We start from the raw sequence: 17,939 nt of genomic DNA, 5'->3' as shown, positions 1-17,939 counted from the left end.
TTCAGGGTTTTTCCCTACTCCCTGCGTTCAAGGAACTTGGTTTTAGTAGATGACTTCAAGAGATTTCTCCTCGGTGGATCTGCCATAAGGGAGACTGAGTAATGGCAATGGCATCCAAGACAGTGCCCTTACCCTCAGCAAGAGCACCCAGGACAAAAGGCAGGAGTTTGGGAGGAAATAAGCCGTTCGCCGCGTTTGTAAGTTTCTGCAAGTCGTGTAACTCAATGTCATTGACTTGCGACACTACCAGACCCAAAGGCTGGGTATTGGCTTGAACGACGATAGCCATAGGAGTGGCTGCCATTAGATATAGAGGTGGATAGCCTAGAAGCTGGTCTAAGTCCACAAGCCAGAGCATTTCTCCCCGCCAATTGCAAATTCCCAAAACGCAACTGGGCATTTCAGGGACTGGCAGAATGTCCTCCACGTTCACCCTAAAAATTTCTGCAATCTGCGCGAGTGGTAGGAGCGCACTGTCCTCGTGACCTAAGGGAAAGCGGAGCAACCGCTCTCCGATTTCTGGGGGGAGTGGGTCGTCTAATGTGAATAGGTCAAAACTGTTCGCTGTTAGCACAGCGTCAAGTGGGGTCAGCATAAACTCTTTCCTAATACACGGAAGTTAATTGCTGGATTGTTTGAATCAGTTGTTGCTGGTTTACTGGTTTGGGTAGGTAGGCATCAGCCCCCAGCATCGAACCCCAGAGTTTATCCGCCTCGGTACCTTTGGTTGAGCACATGACGACTGGAATTGCTTTAGTACTGGAATTGCTCTTGAGTTGGCGGCAGAGTTCAAAGCCACTTTGCCCTGGTAAAATCACATCAAGAATCACTAAATCTGGTTTGGCACCCTCAAGTTTGAGGTGAGCCTCCTCGCCACTGGTGACACTGACTACTCTTAGACCTGCCTGTCTGAGGTAACCGGTTAACACCTCCGTTTCTGTCAGGCTGTCTTCAACCAAAAGGACTGTAATCATAAGACTTGGGTAACTAATCAAATGTTTCTTTCTTTATGACTCTTGGCTTCAAAAGCTGCCTACACAAGGAGATTCCTCCTAAGGCGTGTTCCACCTTTGGGATTGAGCCGTTGTTGAAGTTGGTAAATACCTTTGTAAAGTTGCCAGCACCTTCTCTGAATTAATGGGTTTTGCTAAAAAGCCGGAAGAGCCGACGATCTTTGCCCTCACTCGGTCTACAATCCCGTCATTGCTGGTGAGAATAATCACAGGTGTATCCTTGAAGGCTGAAATGCGGCGAATTTGGGCACAGATTTCATAGCCGTTGGCGATTGGCATGACCAAATCCAAGAAAATCAGGCTTGGTTTATGTTCCAGTAAGAGTGGCAGTGCTTTTACGGGGTCTTGAATGTTGAGAAATTGATAGCCAGCTTGGTTGAGGATGTGACTCATTGTCTGGCTATCGAGACGGCTGTCATCAATATAGGCAACTGTTACTTCCGTTGATTGCGATCGCTCTGGACTTGCGGAGTTCCCGCTAGGTGCGAAAAAAGACGTGGTTGCCGTAGCTGGCTTAACGGAATAGCTGGGGAAGTCTTTAACCTCCTCCAGTCCGATCAACCCTTTTTGGACATAGGGCATCAGGGATTGGGCTAGAGGTAACGGATTCTGTTTTAATTTGACCGCTAAATCCCTTAAAGTCTGATTGCCATCAATCAGGGTAGTCAGGTTGCGGTAGACAGCGGGTGAAGTTTGCCAACGCAATTCTTCAGCGTTCGAGATTTTGGGAGCGAGGTTTGGGGAATACTTCGCTAAGCCTGCCTGCTGCCAAGCCTCCCAATCCTGCATTGCTTCTAGGCAAAGCGGGTAAACTCGAATCGAAACAACGTTTGCCTCGATGCTGTTTATCGGTATCGGTCTGTAGGAGAGTTGCACCCCTGAACGATGGTGGAGCTGTTCCTCCCGTTGGATAATATCGAACAGGATTTCCATTACGTTGCCTGTAACAATCTCTGCCATCTGCCTTAGCGTGACTTCCCCCTGCCTCACTAGTGTTGCTAAGGAGTCATAATCCCAACACCGAGGCTGCTTCGACTCAGGCGTGGCAATATAGACTGGCAGTTGTGGACAGTGGTGGGACAACTGCCGAAACCAACGACGAATTGGATGCACTCCACCAGTACAGCCAATCAAATCACCTAAGTAAAAATACAGGCTCCACTTCTGGTCTCTGCTATATTCAATACTCAAATCCAACTGACCTGTAAATTGATCTTGGCTACAAGCCTGAATCTTCTCTACCAGCTCGTTGGTGGTTAACACTACCTCCTGTCTTTTTACTGGAGGATTGATCGAGCTAACAGATGACGGAGTAAGCATTTTGTTAAATCTCAACTTCCCCGAAAAGGAGTTCCTTATCTTAGACAGATAACCTTAAGAAACGCTGCATCTTGCTTTTGCAGACCTACCACAATCTACGAACTTCGCTTCTACTCATCCGGATCTTCCCTAAGATTGTTGCAAATATGAAGGTTGTGTTAAACACAAAGAGTGGAGGAACAGCCCGCACTGCGTGCCGATACGCTAACATCCCCCAACCCCTTCTCCCATTGGGAGAAGGGGAGTAAGAGTTCAAAGTCCCTCTCCCCGTGGGAGAGGGATATAGGGTGAGGGCTTCCCCTCGGTGACATGGAATTTGTTGGAGTCGCGCAGAATCTCCGGAAACCTGCCCGTTATCAAGTGTCCCAACAGTTTGGATTTGAATGTGTTTGACCTCTTGCTGCTACCCGCACCCTCAATCCGGTTTGCTGCTTCTTATAAAGGTACTGTTGTCAAGTCCAAAACCTCGTTGATTGTTTTTAATAGATCTCTTGCGGTGTAGGGCTTCGGCAAAAATCTTTGGATGCCAGCATTGGTCGCGTCAGTTAGCTGAGCGCTAGATATCAGCCCACTGACAGCGATAATCTTAACGTTTGGGTTAATCTTATGCAGAGTGCGGATTGTGGTCGGTCCATCCATTGATGGCATCATCATATCGACGATCACCAGGCTGATGTCATCCTTATGCTGGACGTAAAGTGCGATCGCTTCAATCCCATCACTCGCTGTAACCACCCGATAGTTATAGGCTTCTAGAGATGTCTTATTAATTTCACAAATTGCTGCTTCATCATCGACAACCAAAATCAACTCTCCCTGTCCAGTAGAGAATTCACCGTCTTCAGTTTGTTGAGTTTCAGCTTTCCTAATAGCGGGTAAGTAGATTTTAAACTGTGTGCCTTTCCCTACCCTACTTGTCACATCCACAAAACCACCGTGGCTTTTAATAATGCCCATTACCGTCGAAAGTCCCAACCCAGTTCCTTTACCCTGCTCTTTCGTCGTAAAGAATGGTTCAAAAATCCGATCAATAACTGTTGGTGGAATGCCCATTCCTGTATCAGAAACAGTAATCAAAATGTAGGAGCCGACTGTGGCATCAAGATTCATCCGGACAAAGTTTTCATCAATAAATAGATTGGTGGCGCTTAAACTCAATGTTCCACCTTTTGGCATCGCATCACGAGCATTAACACAGAGATTGATCAGAACCTGATGCAGTTGTGTAGCATCTCCGTTGATCATCCAACTATCTTTCTGAATATGGGTTTGAATATCTAAAGATTTTGGGAATGTCTCTTCGACAATTTGCTTAATGTCCAAGATTAATTGCTCAGTTTGAAGTATAGTGCGCTTCCCTTCAACACCTCGCGCAAACAGTAAAACTTGCTTGACCAAAGCAGCCCCACGTTTAGTACTCGTTTCAATTGTCTTGAGTAACTGTCGCTTTTTCTCTTCAGAAAGTTTGGTTGGCAATAGTAGTAACTGAGCCGATGCAAGAATTGGTGTCAACTCATTATTTAAATCGTGAGCAATACCACTAGCGAGAGTGCCAATGCTCTCCATACGTTGAGCGCGAAGGAACTGTGCTTCAAGTTGTATCTTTTCAGTAATATCAGTATTGACAACAAGGATTGATTTAGGTTTTTCCTCTTCATCACGCACTAGTGTCCACCGACTTTCGACAATAATTCTTTTGCCGTCTTTAGTGACTTGATGTAGCTCACCCTTCCACAGACCCTCTTCAAAAACAGTCTTTCTGATTTCTCGAAGGTGAGCTATTTTTTCCTGGTTCAATAGCTGTACTGCCTGCTTGCCAAGGACTTCTTCTGAGTTCCAGCCGTATAGCCGTTCAGCGCCTTTATTCCACAGTAAAATTTTGTCCTCTAGATCTCGAACAAAAATCGCATCGGTTGCAACATCCAACAATGCCGCTTGCTCACAAATTTTTGCTTCGGCTTGCTTGTATTCAGTGATATCTCTTTGGATACCAACAAAGTAGAGTAAGTCACCTTCTTCTGAAAATACTGGGGAGATTTTCAATTCGTTCCAAAACGGCTTGCCATCTTTGCGGTAGTTCAGCACAGTGGCATTCACCTCTTCTCTTCGGGCAAGGTAAGCATCAATTTGCTCAATCGTCTGTTGATTTGTACCAGAACCTTGTAAAAAGCGGCAATTGCGACCCAGAACTTCCTCCGGTTGATAGCCAGTAATCCGGGAAAAAGCGGGATTAGTGTAGATGATTGGGTTGTCGAATTGGTTCGGGTCGGTGATTAGGACACTATCAGAAACTGAAGCAACAGTACGGGCAAGGCGCAGGTTTTCAACACCGAGTTTGCGAAGTGTTTCCTCATTTTGCTTACGCTCATGGATTCGAGCCATCTGTTCTGCCCAACTTTGGTGTTCACGCCTGACTCTATCGCAGTAGTTATTAAAGAACTCACTTAAACCTGGCTCCTTCTTCAGGAGGGTATCAAAATGGTCTTGTACTCGCTTGTCAGCCTGATAGACAACTTCAGGATGAGCTTCCATCCAGACATGACAAGTTTTAACATAAGCAATAAACGAGACTAAGTGCTGGTAAGTAGCACCTCCAAGTAAGCGACGGAGTTCACTTCGGTAATACTCGTTGTTTTCTCCTTTTAATGCAATGAAGATTGAGCAATAGAGTAAGCTTTCTTCAAGGGCTGCGTTCCCCTCTTGTAAAAGCTTCGGCACATCAGATGCAACAAGGATACGAAGATGTTTATCGATGTCACTTGGCGTTGGTAGAGGAGATTCAAGGAGTTCCAGCACTTCTTGTGCTTGCATCCCTAAAGCGTGCAAGGAACAACTGTGGCAGATCATGCAGTAAGGAACAGAACAGAAGCGAGACAGGTAAGCAGACAGCTTTTCCTTAAACAGAGGCGGCAGAGGATTATCAACATACGCACTAATGGTTTGTTGCCAGAGGTTGTCCAATACCTGTGGAGTCTGTTCACCAGGAGCAAAAAAGGGTGGGAAAAAACCAAATTTTTCCTCAATTTCTGCCTTGATTTGCTCACTTGTTCGCATTAGTATTATCTCCCCTTCCTGATTAGGCAGTAACAATTTTCTTAAGTTTTTCTTAGCTTTTACAGGTTGATGATTTGAATTGCTTCCTTGATGAAGCCGTTGTGCTGCTGAGACAACGTTGCTCAACTTAAGTACAACGTTTTGTAACTATCTTGATCATTTAGTTACAACGCTATTAGCCTAAGGCTTTAGAGTCTCTTCTTGAGCTTTTATTCTGGTAAGTAGGCTCTTGTTTCACTTAAACGTTAAGAATTTATTTCAACAAGGGTGGTTAGCAAAATAAGCCTTGTAAGGCTTGTATCTATAGTAGTAGTTTTTAGACAGGTGATATCAAAAGATAAACTTTTTTAAAGTTTTTGATAAATTAAAAATAATTATCAGACTCATCATTGTCTTAAATGATAAGGAAGTTGCAAATTTGACAGTAAATAAAAGTTTTAGGATTTTAAAATAAAAATATCGGAAGGTTTCTTGTGGCGTAAGCTGAGAAATTTTACCCAAAGACAGTAATTCCTGGGATACCTGCCCCACAACGTTGAATAATTTCTTCTTGGAAAAGCTTTTATAGGACGCGATCGCATTTTTTAAATTAAGTCAGCTCATCGCCTTTTCAAGCCATCGAAGGGTCAACATTTCGTAAGGTAGGAAGGGCGGTTTGATAGACTGATAGATTCTAGTTTTCAACCTTATTAATTGCCTTAGAAGGGTCAACCAGGCGATAGTAAAGAACGGCGTTAGCTTTAATTGTGGCGTTATCGGCTGTAATTGTCTGTTTTGACTCAATATTTACAGCTTTGGTGCGAATATCAACTTGAGGTTTTTGAGATTGGGATGTTGGGGAGGTAGGACGTTAATTTACATTAAATTAAATTTGGGGGGTTTTTTACTCATCACCTCACCTCATCACCCAATTATTGATGGCATTTTATTACAAACCTACCCTTGAAATGGGAGGCAGATAGACGCAGGGGCAGCAGTGGGAGCAGGCGAAGTAAGGGGAGGCGTGAGCAGTTATGGAAAAACTCTTCTTAATTCTTCAGTCTTCGCTAACGTGTTCGTGATGAAGTTGTCGCATCTGCTGCTAGCGTTTCCGGGAATGGTACTACTTGAGTTACATCAGTAGGGCGACTAAATAGCTTAAAGTAGGTTCCGACGCAAAACTCTTTGATGGGGTAAGTAATAAAAGTTAAGGGGTTAATGGTCACGATGATGTTACGTGCATCTCTGGTAGCTAGATTGACGATTTGCTTTGCCACCTTGGGTGCGGACATTACACCTATGGGATTGAGATTGCTTTTAAATGGCCCAAGAATGAGTTTGCGGACTACACACGGAGCATCAAGACGGCGTAGTGTTACTAAGTCTCCTAAGGCTCGTTTGGTTAGTTCGTACAAAGGACTCAATGCCGGACTAACTTCTGCTTCTGAGGTATTGACCCAAACTTCTTTACGGGCGATGTCTTCATTGGTGCGAACGGTGGTGAAGAAGAGTTCTAGCAACCGCCAACTCGAAAAGGTGTTGATTTCGTAAGATTTTGCGATCGCCTCAGCCGTTCGCTCACCATGTACGTTAATCCCGTGGTTAAGGATGAGGATATCGACCTTTTCCAGATGTGGGGCTAATTCAGACTCCTGTCCAATCTTCCAAGTAATCGTTTTAACTGGTACACTTTCACCCTTCACACTCACCGTAACGGGTTGCTCTTGGGATGTAAGAGCAATTACTTTTGCTCCTCTGCTGTGAAGTTCTAAAAGAAGCGCTTTCCCTAGCGTTCCCGATGCTCCTGTGACTGCAATTGTTTTACCTTTGAGTGAGAGAGCGGTTCCCATGAGCTTGTCCACCAACGTCAACGTACCGCAATAGTAAGCCTTTTGATTATCAAAGTGGTGTCGCCAGTGGTAGGTTCGATTGACACTCCAACAAGACGGTGGGGTAAGGAAAGGGCCAGGGAGATGGGTCAAATCGGTGATTTCATTCGCCCAGGTGAATCCACTGCCGCGTGCGATCGCACTTCCTAAAAACGTTAGGGTATAGAGAGAACCAACTAATGCCGACAGTTGGTGTTCAGGTGCAAATGTGTGAGCAACAGCCCATAGCAACACGCTAAATAGCAGCATCACTAAGCATTCTGGCACATCATTGCGCCACTGGGCTTGGCGGTAAATAGTATCACTGACGGCTGTTAAATCGGGGCGAAAAACGCGATGATGCCAGACGTGTAACCGATATAAAGGAGACCAATGATGGGATAAGACGTGATAGAAGTCTCGCACGAGTTCTACCCATAATACAGAACCCAATCCCCAAGCGGCAGTAGCCATCCAAAACGTCACCATACGCCAATTCCACAAACCTTTAAATTTAATTTGTCAAAAATCAACCACTCGACTATACGGGGTTTTAAGTGTAAAAAATACTCATTAAAGTATAAGAAATTTAATAATGTTAGATACAATGATGCTGCACAGTGTGGTGTTAGCTCACCCTCAGTGGACTAGTGGGTGTTGATAAGTATAGGTGGTTAAACCAAATAACTTATGCCAGAGAATTCCTGGACAGAAAACGATCTTGGTAACGAGCTTGACCCGATTACCTCTCTTTTATCTGATTTGGACGATGAAGATTTTGAAAGTGACTTCTTCTTCCAAGGATTAGAAGGGCGCCGACGCAAAGCCGCTGTGACATTAACAGCGATTTGGGGCGGCACAATCATCCTCCATTTAGTTTCTTGGGGTTCCTGGTTGATTTGGGGCTTCACAGCGCTATTAGGAATTCAGGCGATGCGAGTATTGCTGGCTCGACCTTTAAAGACACCCAAACCACTTGCAGATAACACTCAAGTCGATTTTCCCTATGTTTCTCTGCTTGTAGCGGCAAAAAATGAGGAAGCGGTTATCAGTAACCTAGTCAGGAGATTGTGTGACTTAGATTATCCCAAAACACGGTATGAAGTTTGGGTAATTGATGACCACAGTACCGATCAGACACCCGTGTTGTTAGACCAGTTAGCCATTGAATACAGCCAGTTGAGAGTGCTGCATCGCTCGGCTGATGCGGGCGGTGGCAAATCGGGAGCGCTCAATCAGGTACTACCCTTAACCAGAGGGGAAATTGTTGGCGTGTTTGATGCGGATGCTCAAGTACCAAAGGATTTACTGCGGCGAGTTCTGCCGTTATTTGGTAAGGCAGAAACTGGAGCGGTGCAGGTGCGAAAAGCGATCGCAAATGCCTCAGTCAACTTCTGGACACGAGGGCAGATGGCAGAAATGGCTCTCGATACCTACATCCAGCAGCAGCGCATTGCCATTGGTGGCATTGGCGAATTGCGGGGGAATGGTCAATTTGTGCGTCGTGCAGCGCTAGAGAGTTGTGGAGGCTGGAACGAGCTAACCATTACAGATGACTTAGATTTAACCATTCGCTTGCATCTGGACAAGTGGGATATTGGCTTTCTCGACTTTCCCCCTGTTGAAGAAGAAGGTGTCACCAATGCCTTTGCACTATGGCATCAGCGTAACCGTTGGGGAGAAGGTGGATACCAGCGCTATTTGGATTACTGGCGGTTAATCGCAAGTAATCGCATGGGCACACTTAAAACGCTGGATTTGTTCTCATTTATGATCATCCAGTACCTTTTGCCTGCGGCGGCTGTGCCAGACTGTTTGATGGCGATCGCACGCAAGAGTTTCCCTCTCCTAACTCCTCTAACCGCACTTACCCTCACCCTACCCTTAATCGGGATGTTCGTTGGCTTATGCCGTACTAAGCGAGACGAACCCCGTACTGCTGCATCATTGTTGATTACCCTCGTGCAGACACTGCGCGGTACTCTGTATATGCTGCACTGGATGCTGGTGATTGCTGGGATTACCGCTCGAATTTCTGTGCGTCCCAAGCGGTTGAAATGGGTAAAAACAGTTCATCAAGGCAGCGAGTCAGACAGTTTTGAGTTTGAACTGGGCAGTGAGAGCAAATCTAGTTGATGAGATCAAGCAAGCTGCTCTCACATTTAACTGGCTTGCTTTAAGCAACCCATAAAACTTTGTAAAGACGTTCCGCCGGAACGTCTCTACGACTTCTTCACGTTGCCTGATTCAGAAGAATAATCCTCTACTACCATGCAACCAAATCCCAGGTTGATTAACCTCAAATTCCCAAGGGTCTTGGAGATTTCTCTCACTAGTTCTCAGGTTAATGGGTCGCGAAAATGGGATATCGTCATCGTCGAAGTCGAAGTCTGGGGGAGGTGTATCAGTTGGTTGAGGTTTGACGCTGTCTGGTGTCATTTGCAAATCAATCCAGCGTTTTGCTAAGTGAAGTGCCTCTTCTTCAGTTTTCGCATTATGAATGGGAATAACGCATTCACCAGCAGCACTCCAAACCTGAACGCAAAACACTGGTCTAGCCTCAATAATCCAACCCCGATAAATTTCTGCTGAACTCATTGCTGGCACTCGCGCATGTGAGTAAGCCGACGGCTACCCATCAACCCTAACATGCTCTTCATGTTTGAGGTATAGGTTTCGTGCCAGTTTGTATAGTATTTATTGAACAAGATCATCTTGAGATCAATTCAATGACACAGCTCCTCAATTCGCTATACAACTATCGAACATACCTTCAACGCCTGTTTTTACCGCTATTATTAGTCCTTCTGGTAAGTGGGTTTATCGCTGCACCAGCCAGCGCTACGGGTGTCTATCAAATGCCCAATGTTCGGGCAGGTGAACCAACCTGGGTCATCGATAAAGCAGAGGTTCTCAGCCGCCTGAGTGAAGGCAAACTGAGTGGCACTCTGGATGATTTAGCCAGAAAAACTGGCAAAGAGGTGAGGATGGTAACCATCCACCGCTTAGACTACGGTGAGACAGCAGAAACTTTCACAGATAGCCTGTTTAAAAAATGGTTCCCGACACCGGAAGCTCAAGCGAATCAAGCCTTAATCGTGATTGATACGCTCACGAATAATGCAGCAATTCGCAGGGGTGAAGCCGTCAAGTCTATTTTGCCTGACGACATTGCCGAGAGTGTAGCGTCTGAAACACTGATTGTGCCAATCCGTGACGGGAACAAATACAATCAGGGCTTACTAGATGCAAGCAATCGCTTAGTCGCTGTTCTTTCTGGTGAACCTGATCCTGGGCCACCTGTTGTGGAAGAAAATGTTCAGGTTGCAGGTACGTTTACAAAAGCAGAAGAAACGGATACTAAAAATTCAACAATTTGGGTTGTTGTCATCTTGGTTATCGCCACCGTTGTTCCAATGGCAACCTACTTCTTCTACCAGGGTTTCTCAGGCTAGTCCTGAACATACTCTTGCCCATTGATTAGAGCATTCTCAGCCCGAACAAATTCTCGTCCCAAATAAGCCGCATGGTCGAACAGTGTGACAGGACAGGGCTGGGTTTGCTCAAAAATCGCGACACAAAGTTCTTTAGCGGTTCTGCCAGTAAATAGGGTGCATTGGGTTCGTTCTACTTTACCCCGCGCGGGGATGACTTTTCCTGTCTCTGGGTCAATGGCTAAGCCGCGATCGTCAATTACATTTGTAAAATGCTTTGCACAAATTAGCCCTGCCTCCCGATCCAGATAGATAATGAAATATCCGCCTGGGTCAAGGTTAATATGACGCTGCGATAGCTTGTCATCAATGGCATTCAGGCTTAGGGCATCTGCTGTTTGATTCATGGTCTATATAGCAATTTGTCTTTTGTTAAATGTTTCGGTGCCTACAACACCATAAACAGACCTAATCTTAGTTTAGAAGCTGGCTTAAAAGGCGATCGCTCACCGAACCAAGTCCGCACAGATTGAAAACCATCAAGTCACGATCGCTAATTTCATCTAATTTAGCTGAAAGCTTTTGGCAAATAAGAGCTATCTCTTGATGAGATTGCAGATGAGTTCACCTGGGCTGTTGGGTTCAAATGGCACCACGACTCCATCTTGGCGAACCCTAACACGCTCTTGGCAATTGTATACCTCGATTGGTCGTTTAACCCCATCAACACTAACGGCTGCCCGGTACTCCCAGTAATTCTTAGCGCTTCGCTTGATACTCAGGATGCAAATCAAGTGGTCATTAGAGTTGCGGCAGAAGGACGCTTGAGCAGGGAGTACAACAGCTAGCGATAACATCAAGAACAACGGTAGAGCGATATATTTCATTGTCTCCGGGTTTGTAAGCCAACCAAAACATTACCTTCATAGGAACACAGGATTCAATACAAGGTTCTGGAAACTTGCTTAAAAAACCAAGTGTCAATCTTCATAGCCTTCAATAATGTAGCCACGTATCTTTGCAAGCAAGGTTTCATTAACAGAAACGCTGCGTTCAGAAAATAGGTTTTTTTGTTAGGACAGTAAGTAGTTATTCGCTATTGAGTAGAGTTATGAAGCGATTTATTGTGACTTAGCTTCCGGATTTAGTTAACTCATTTAGGTAGCAATTACTAACAACGTTAAACATTCGTACATCAAGCTAAAACACCTATGGATAAACAGTTTAGCTACAAACAGGCATCACCCACAGTTAGCCATGACATTAAAGGAGGTGAAAAGTTGCTCACCAAGAATGGGACTCGCCGTATTAATAGGAGATGGTCTAGGCTTGGTCTCGTCACTCTCACAGTCGCATTACTGAGTTCTGCAACTATTATCTGGTTTGGCAAACCTAATGGTTCTACTAATAACTATTTACAAGTTAATAACCATCAACAAATAGATGACAATTCCCAAGCTTATATAATAATTTACCCAACTCCACAGCTACCAAAACAAAACACTTCCAAAGCGAAAAAGACTTACCTAGATTTTTATAATCAGGGACATGAGAAATTTCTTGCAAGAGAATATGGTCAAGCCATTAAAAATTATACTGAAGCTATTAAACTTAATCCTAGCTTTCTTGATGCTTATACGTATCGTGGTATTAGCCGTGAACTCTTAAAAGACCATCAGGGTGCTATTCAAGATTATGACCTAGCTATTAAAACAGCCGATAATCCTGCACGTCTTGCGAACGTCTATAATAGCCGGGGAATCTCTCGAATTAAACTAGGAGATAAGCAAGATGGTCTTAGAGATTTTACTCAAGCGATAACCTTAGAGCCTAAACAAACTATCTATCATAGAAATAGAGCTGCTGTTTATGCTGATTTAGAAGATTGGTCAGCAGCCATTAACAACTATAATGTAGCGATTCAATCGAACAATAAAGAGACTGAGCTATACCGATTAAGAGCGCAAGTACATTTTAGCAAAGGAGATAGTATAAACGCCCTAAAAGATATTAGAACAGCAATACATATTGCCTTAGATAAACGAATAAATTAAAGGACTTAATTTTAAAAAGTTATTTGTTTGAAAAAAAAGCCCCCAATTGGGGACTTTTTTAGCAATAGAGTATTAAAAATTGCTTAAAGCAAATATACCAGTGTGAATAGAACAATCCACACAACATCGACAAAATGCCAGTAAAGTTCTGCGGCTTCTGGACCAAAGTGTTCTTCACTGGTGTAATGGTCTGCTTTTTGCGATCGCCACAATACCGACAAAATGAGTAAAACGCCAACAGTGACGTGCAAACCGTGGAAACCTGTCAGAACATAAAACGCGCTAGCAAAGACATTGGTGGTCAGACCAAACTCTAGATGAGAATACTCATAAGCTTGACCAGCCAGAAAGATTATTCCCATCACGGCTGTGAGCAAATACCAGAACCGCAGCCCAGAAACGTCGTTCTTCTTAATTGCTACATCGCCTTGATGCATGACAAAGCTACTGGCAATTAGAATTACCGTGTTAATACCTGGGAGCAACAGCTCTAAATCTGGCGTTCCTTCTGGAGGCCAAACTGGCATAATGGTGCGGTAGATCATGAAAGCCGTGAATAAGCCGAGAAAGATCATACTCTCGGCAACTAAAAATACAACCACACCAAACATCCGAAAGTCTGGATGCTCCTCGTGGTGATCTGTCGCCTCAACCTCATGGTGATAATTGAGGGAAGTTTTAGATTCGTCGATTGTTGAACCTTGCATAAACCTCTTGTCTGAGTGGTTATTTGTTATTGGTTATTTGTTATTGGTTATTTATTTTTAGCAACAAACAACAAACAACCAAAAACTAATGACTATTCGCGATTTTGACTTTCCCCTTGACGGTCATCGGGATGAGCGGCAACGGCTGGGTCGGGGTCTGCTCGTAAAGCGGAGTTGGGACCAGCAGCTAAAGCGGGTTCCCGTTCGTCAGATGTGGGTACATAGGTTTGATATTTGCGATCGCCCATACCATAGTCATAAGGACCAGTCGCTAATACAGGCACACCTTCAAAGTTTTCAATCGCGGGTGGTGAAGTTGTCATCCACTCCAGTGTTAAACCCTTCCAAGGATTGTCACCCGCTTTCTTACCACGAGCGATACTCCAAAAGACGTTAATTAGGAAGGGAATAATTGACGTATCCATGATGATCGCGCCAACTGTACAAAGCTCATTAAGCGCTTGAAACTTCGGGTCATAAATGGCAATTCGTCGGTTCATTCCCAACAAACCTAACTCATGCATTGGCATGAACGTTAGGTTCAAACCGATGTAGGTCAGTACAAAGTGAATTTGACCTAGAGTTTCGTTGTACATCCGCCCTGTTACCTTCGGGAACCAGTGGTAGAACCCAGCAAAAAGCCCAAGAACACTGCCACCGAAGAGGACGTAATGGAGGTGAGCGACAACAAAGTAGGTGTCGTGAACGTGAATATCAAACGGCACCGATGCCAACATTACACCTGTAATACCGCCGATCACAAAGACAGAGACAAAGCCCATACCAAATAGCATTGGAGCATCTAAGGTGAGTTTGCCTCCCCAAATCGTTGCCAACCAGCTAAAGACCTTGATTCCCGTTGGCACGGCAATCACCATACTCGCGATCATGAAAAACATCCGCATCCAGCCTGGGGTGCCACTGGTAAACATGTGGTGTGCCCAAACCAACAGACCCAGGAAGCTGATTGCAATGCTGGAATATGCGATCGCTCGATAACCAAAAATCGGTTTCCGAGCGTGTACTGGCAACACTTCCGAAATCACCCCAAAGAAGGGCAAAATCATGATGTAGACAGCAGGGTGGGAGTAAAACCAGAACATATGCTGGTAAACAACCGGGTCGCCCCCACCCGTTGGATTAAAAAATGTTGTCCCGGCAAGCAAGTCAAAAGCCAGCAGAATCAGAGCCGCTGCCAGCACTGGTGTTGCAAGCAACTGAAGGGCTGTAGTTGACAACATCGACCAGCAGAACAAGGGCATCTGATTTAGCCCCATTCCTGGCACCCGCATCTTTAGGATGGTGACGCCAATATTCAGACCTCCCAAAATTGAGGAGGTTCCGGCTGTCAGGAGGCTAAGAATCCAAATTGCCTCTCCCGCACGGCTCGCTGTTGTACTCAACGGTGGATAGGAAGTCCAACCTGCCTCAGCAGGCCCAACAAAAAAGCTGGAGAGGAGCAACAGTCCACCAACAGCATTCATCCAAAAGGCTACGGCATTCAACTTTGGAAATGCCATATCCTTCGCCCCAATCATTAGGGGAATCAGATAGTTCGCAAAAGCACCCGTTCCCGCCGGAACAACCCACAGGAAGATCATGATCGTCCCGTGCATTGTAAATACTCGGTTGTAGGTTTCAGGGCTAACCAAATCGGAAGCAGGCGTAGCCAGTTCAACCCGAATTATCGAGGCAAGTATCCCACCGATGAAGAAAAATACAAATGCGGTCACGAGGTATTGAATGCCAATGACCTTGTGATCAGTGTTGAAGGTAAAGTAATCTTGCCATTTCCTTTCCCCTGGTTCTGGGGGTTGGGCAGGCTGATTAGCTTTTTCTTGAAGCTCTGCTTGTGTCATGGTGTTTGTTGTTTGTTGCTCGTTGCTTGTTGTTTGTTGCCTGTTGTTTTTGAAGGGTTCTAGGTTGGTAGGCTAAGCGGTTGGCAAGTTGTTAATCGCCTTCAAATGCATCAACCTTTCAACCTTCAACTCTTTAACCAACAACCAATAGCCAACAACCAATTACAGCTAATTACTAATTGCCATAGTTTGAGCAAAATGCTCGTGGTTGGAGTGCAGTTGCTCCAGGGTTTGCGATTCAATTCCCATCTCTTGAGCATAGGGAGCAAGAAATTCACTGTTTGACCTATCGGCAGGATTGGCAGCAACCGCTTTATCCAAAGTGTCATTGCTGGCAACAGCTTGCTGCTCTTTAAGCCATGCCTGATATTCTTCCGGTGTCTGAACGAAAAGTTGAGCACCCATTGCGCCGTGGTAGGCACCACAGAGTTCAGCACAGACTATAGGGTACTGACCAACTTTATTTGCTGTGAAGCGTAGCTCGGTTTCCCGACCGGGGATCGCATCTTGTTTGAGGCGAAACTCTGGCAGCCAGAAGGCGTGCAGAACATCTTGGGCACTGATTCTCAGATCCACCTCTTGTCCGACTGGGAGATGCAATTCGCCGGATGTGATCCCAGTTTCAGGGTAGGTAAAAATCCAGGCATATTGCAAACCCATGACATTGACGGTCAGTGGTACTGGTTTGCCTATGTTTTCTGGGGAAGCACCAAGCCCTATCGCGATCACTCCTCGGCTTGGACTAAGGGCGATGAGACTCTTGTCAGGATTCGCTTCAGAAGGGGACATGTTATGAGCCTGAGCCAGCTGTGACCCATGATGGTCATGAGATGCCATGGGATCGAGTCCTCCCATCGCGTTGTAAATCTCAAAGCTATAGACGGAGATGATTAAGACCAATACAGCAGGTATTGCTGTCCAGACAATCTCCAGAGGGATATTGCCATGAACCGGTGGTCCATCGGTTTCGTCATCTTTGCGGCGACGAAACTTGATTGCCGAAACGACAATTACCCCCTGTACCAGCAGAAACAGACCCATGGCAATGGTCATCATCATGTTAAACAGCGCGTCCACTTGGGCAGCTTCATCGGAGGCTGCTAGAGGCAGTAGACCGTGGTTTTGACCATACCACAAGCTGATCAGGGTCAAGGCGATGCCAGCCAGCAGGGTTGTAATTTGACTTGGGATGTTCACGATGCTTGCTAGTGTAGGACTTTCTGCAAAACTTTAGTTTTTGGCGCAGCTCCCGTCAAAGTTCTCTCGAATGCGGCTCGTCAGTATAATCACTTGCCAAGGTCAGCCGTCGAGCAAACCCTTTGACTATAGCTTTTACCTTGTGGTCACTTACCACGGTAAGACACCCTGCTTAGAAAAAAAGTAACAACCACTGATTTTTTATAGATTTTTTATTAATTTCCTTGGGATCAAGCGAGGCAGGAAAGAATCCTTGTTGTTTGATGGCTTGATATTAAGTAAATGTAAAGATTTCTGAGAGCCATAAGGCTTAATTGGGAAGTTAGCAATTCTGAAAAATCTCTAAAACTATTCATCTCTGGCGATAGCGTCATTAAAGTGGTAAGTGGAGTTTGGTCATCTTCAAAGTCCAGGTGCTAGGTTGAGGATGAGCCGCTACTCTAAAGTTCATTAATTTTGATTTGCAATTGGTGCTATGGCTGAATCAGTCCTCTATCGGTCGGTTGCTACTCAGGAATCATCCCAACCCAAAGAACGTATCCGTCGCTTGGTATGGAAAATCGCGATCGCAACATTGCTATTGATGGCAGTAGGTAGTGCGACAAGGGTGATGAATGCGGGTCTAGCTTGTCCTGACTGGCCTTTATGCTACGGTCAGCTAGTCCCCAGCCAGCAAATGAATCTTCAAGTATTCTTAGAGTGGTTTCACCGACTGGATGCCGCCTTGATTGGGATTAGTGCGATCGCACTGGCTGGTTTATCCTGGTGGGATCGACGCTCTTTACCCAACTGGCTTCCTTGGGCATCCACATTTGCCTTGGGTCTGATTGTTTTCCAAGGTGTCCTGGGTGGGTTAACTGTTACAGAATTGCTTCGGTTTGATATCGTTACCGCCCATCTAGGAACAGCACTGTTATTTTTCACTACCCTACTGGTGATTGGTACAGCACTCCTCCCTTACAAAGGTACGGGTGCTGTTGGTAAGTTACCTTGGGTGAGTTTAACAGCAGCAATTTTGGTTTATCTACAAAGTCTCTTAGGTGGACTGGTTGCTTCCAAATGGGCGTTACATCAATGCTTTGGGGTATCTCAACTATGCCTCGTGATGAATAGTCATATTGCTGGTGTAGTCCCTGCAACCCTAGCAACCTTGGCTGTTGTAGTTATCGCTTGGCGGACAGCTGCACTTCATCCTACCCTGCGCCAGTTGGCAAAGCTTGCCGCTGGATTAGTGGTTTTACAGATACTCTTAGGCGTTGCAACCTGGCGGCTACACCTGCAAGTTGAACCACTAACTGTTGCCCATCAAGCTGTAGGCGCGGCTTTACTAGGAACGCTAGTTGCCTTCACTGTATTAGCATTGCGCGATCGGACAGAGGCTGGTGCGCTAAAGGCGTTGTCCCAAGAGGCTGAAGCTACTTAAACATTTCAGGAGTTAACCGCGTTACTTCCCA

General features: G+C 45.3%; 15 protein-coding genes and 1 pseudogene. 4 read left to right on the top strand and 12 right to left on the bottom strand.

Features of this window, described 5'->3' with window-relative positions:
• Positions 1-55: 55 nt before the first annotated feature.
• The 6 genes and pseudogenes from H6F98_RS16445 to H6F98_RS16425 form a co-directional block, all read right to left on the bottom strand.
• Positions 56-595, bottom strand: a complete 540-nt coding sequence (locus H6F98_RS16445; RefSeq protein ID WP_192219779.1) for a chemotaxis protein CheW — start codon at positions 593-595, stop codon at positions 56-58.
• 10 nt (positions 596-605) lie between these two features.
• Positions 606-974: a response regulator transcription factor gene (locus tag H6F98_RS16440; protein WP_192219778.1), complete on the bottom strand. Its 369-nt coding sequence runs from the start codon at positions 972-974 to the stop codon at positions 606-608.
• 78 nt (positions 975-1,052) lie between these two features.
• Complete coding sequence (locus tag H6F98_RS16435; protein WP_192219777.1) at positions 1,053-2,333, bottom strand: response regulator; 1,281 nt, start codon at positions 2,331-2,333, stop codon at positions 1,053-1,055.
• Positions 2,334-2,768: 435 nt separating this feature from the next.
• On the bottom strand, positions 2,769-5,387 hold the full coding sequence (locus H6F98_RS16430; RefSeq protein WP_192219776.1) for a PAS domain-containing sensor histidine kinase: 2,619 nt from the start codon (positions 5,385-5,387) through the stop codon (positions 2,769-2,771).
• Between the two features lie 673 nt (positions 5,388-6,060).
• A pseudogene (locus H6F98_RS34620) lies at positions 6,061-6,195 on the bottom strand (slipin family protein); the annotation flags it as partial.
• A 238-nt stretch (positions 6,196-6,433) separates the two neighbouring features.
• Positions 6,434-7,723 carry a bifunctional sterol desaturase/short chain dehydrogenase gene (locus H6F98_RS16425; RefSeq protein ID WP_192219775.1) on the bottom strand — a complete coding sequence of 430 codons (1,290 nt, stop codon included), beginning with the start codon at positions 7,721-7,723 and terminating at the stop codon, positions 6,434-6,436.
• 201 nt (positions 7,724-7,924) lie between these two features.
• On the opposite strand from H6F98_RS16425, the gene H6F98_RS16420 reads away from it, so the two are divergent.
• Positions 7,925-9,370 (top strand): glycosyltransferase family 2 protein, encoded by a 1,446-nt coding sequence (locus H6F98_RS16420; RefSeq protein ID WP_192219774.1) that lies wholly within the window; start codon positions 7,925-7,927, stop codon positions 9,368-9,370.
• 111 nt (positions 9,371-9,481) lie between these two features.
• Here the strand turns inward: H6F98_RS16420 and H6F98_RS16415 are convergent, their stop codons facing one another.
• Entirely contained in the window at positions 9,482-9,832 is a 351-nt protein-coding gene (locus H6F98_RS16415) for a hypothetical protein (RefSeq protein ID WP_192219773.1), read from the bottom strand.
• A gap of 131 nt (positions 9,833-9,963) precedes the next feature.
• On the opposite strand from H6F98_RS16415, the gene psb32 reads away from it, so the two are divergent.
• On the top strand, positions 9,964-10,689 hold the full coding sequence (gene psb32 / locus H6F98_RS16410) for a photosystem II repair protein Psb32 (RefSeq protein WP_192219772.1): 726 nt from the start codon (positions 9,964-9,966) through the stop codon (positions 10,687-10,689).
• Here psb32 and H6F98_RS16405 read toward each other — a convergent pair.
• Both H6F98_RS16405 and H6F98_RS16400 read right to left on the bottom strand, forming a co-directional pair.
• Positions 10,686-11,075: a DUF4346 domain-containing protein gene (locus tag H6F98_RS16405; protein WP_192219771.1), complete on the bottom strand. Its 390-nt coding sequence runs from the start codon at positions 11,073-11,075 to the stop codon at positions 10,686-10,688. The genes psb32 and H6F98_RS16405 overlap by 4 nt on opposite strands.
• Before the next feature lie 189 nt (positions 11,076-11,264).
• Complete coding sequence (locus tag H6F98_RS16400) at positions 11,265-11,555, bottom strand: hypothetical protein (RefSeq protein ID WP_192219770.1); 291 nt, start codon at positions 11,553-11,555, stop codon at positions 11,265-11,267.
• 324 nt (positions 11,556-11,879) lie between these two features.
• On the opposite strand from H6F98_RS16400, the gene H6F98_RS16395 reads away from it, so the two are divergent.
• A complete protein-coding gene (locus tag H6F98_RS16395; RefSeq protein WP_192219769.1) occupies positions 11,880-12,722 on the top strand; it encodes a tetratricopeptide repeat protein in 843 nt (280 codons plus the stop codon).
• 83 nt (positions 12,723-12,805) lie between these two features.
• Here the strand turns inward: H6F98_RS16395 and H6F98_RS16390 are convergent, their stop codons facing one another.
• From H6F98_RS16390 to H6F98_RS16380, 3 genes are all read right to left on the bottom strand, one after another.
• A complete protein-coding gene (locus H6F98_RS16390) occupies positions 12,806-13,429 on the bottom strand; it encodes a heme-copper oxidase subunit III (RefSeq protein WP_192219768.1) in 624 nt (207 codons plus the stop codon).
• 92 nt (positions 13,430-13,521) lie between these two features.
• Positions 13,522-15,288 (bottom strand): cytochrome c oxidase subunit I, encoded by a 1,767-nt coding sequence (ctaD, locus tag H6F98_RS16385; protein WP_192219767.1) that lies wholly within the window; start codon positions 15,286-15,288, stop codon positions 13,522-13,524.
• A 168-nt stretch (positions 15,289-15,456) separates the two neighbouring features.
• On the bottom strand, positions 15,457-16,485 hold the full coding sequence (locus H6F98_RS16380; RefSeq protein ID WP_192219766.1) for a cytochrome c oxidase subunit II: 1,029 nt from the start codon (positions 16,483-16,485) through the stop codon (positions 15,457-15,459).
• A 475-nt stretch (positions 16,486-16,960) separates the two neighbouring features.
• Here H6F98_RS16380 and H6F98_RS16375 point away from each other — a divergent pair, with 475 nt between their 5' ends.
• On the top strand, positions 16,961-17,908 hold the full coding sequence (locus H6F98_RS16375; protein WP_192219765.1) for a heme A synthase: 948 nt from the start codon (positions 16,961-16,963) through the stop codon (positions 17,906-17,908).
• The last annotated feature ends 31 nt before the right edge of the window (positions 17,909-17,939 follow it).

The organism is Microcoleus sp. FACHB-SPT15, assembly GCF_014849525.1.
Lineage (GTDB): Bacteria > Cyanobacteriota > Cyanobacteriia > Cyanobacteriales > Coleofasciculaceae > Symplocastrum > Symplocastrum torsivum.
The sequence above is the reverse complement of the archived record's forward strand: the minus strand, read 5'-3'. Positions and strand labels throughout refer to the sequence as shown.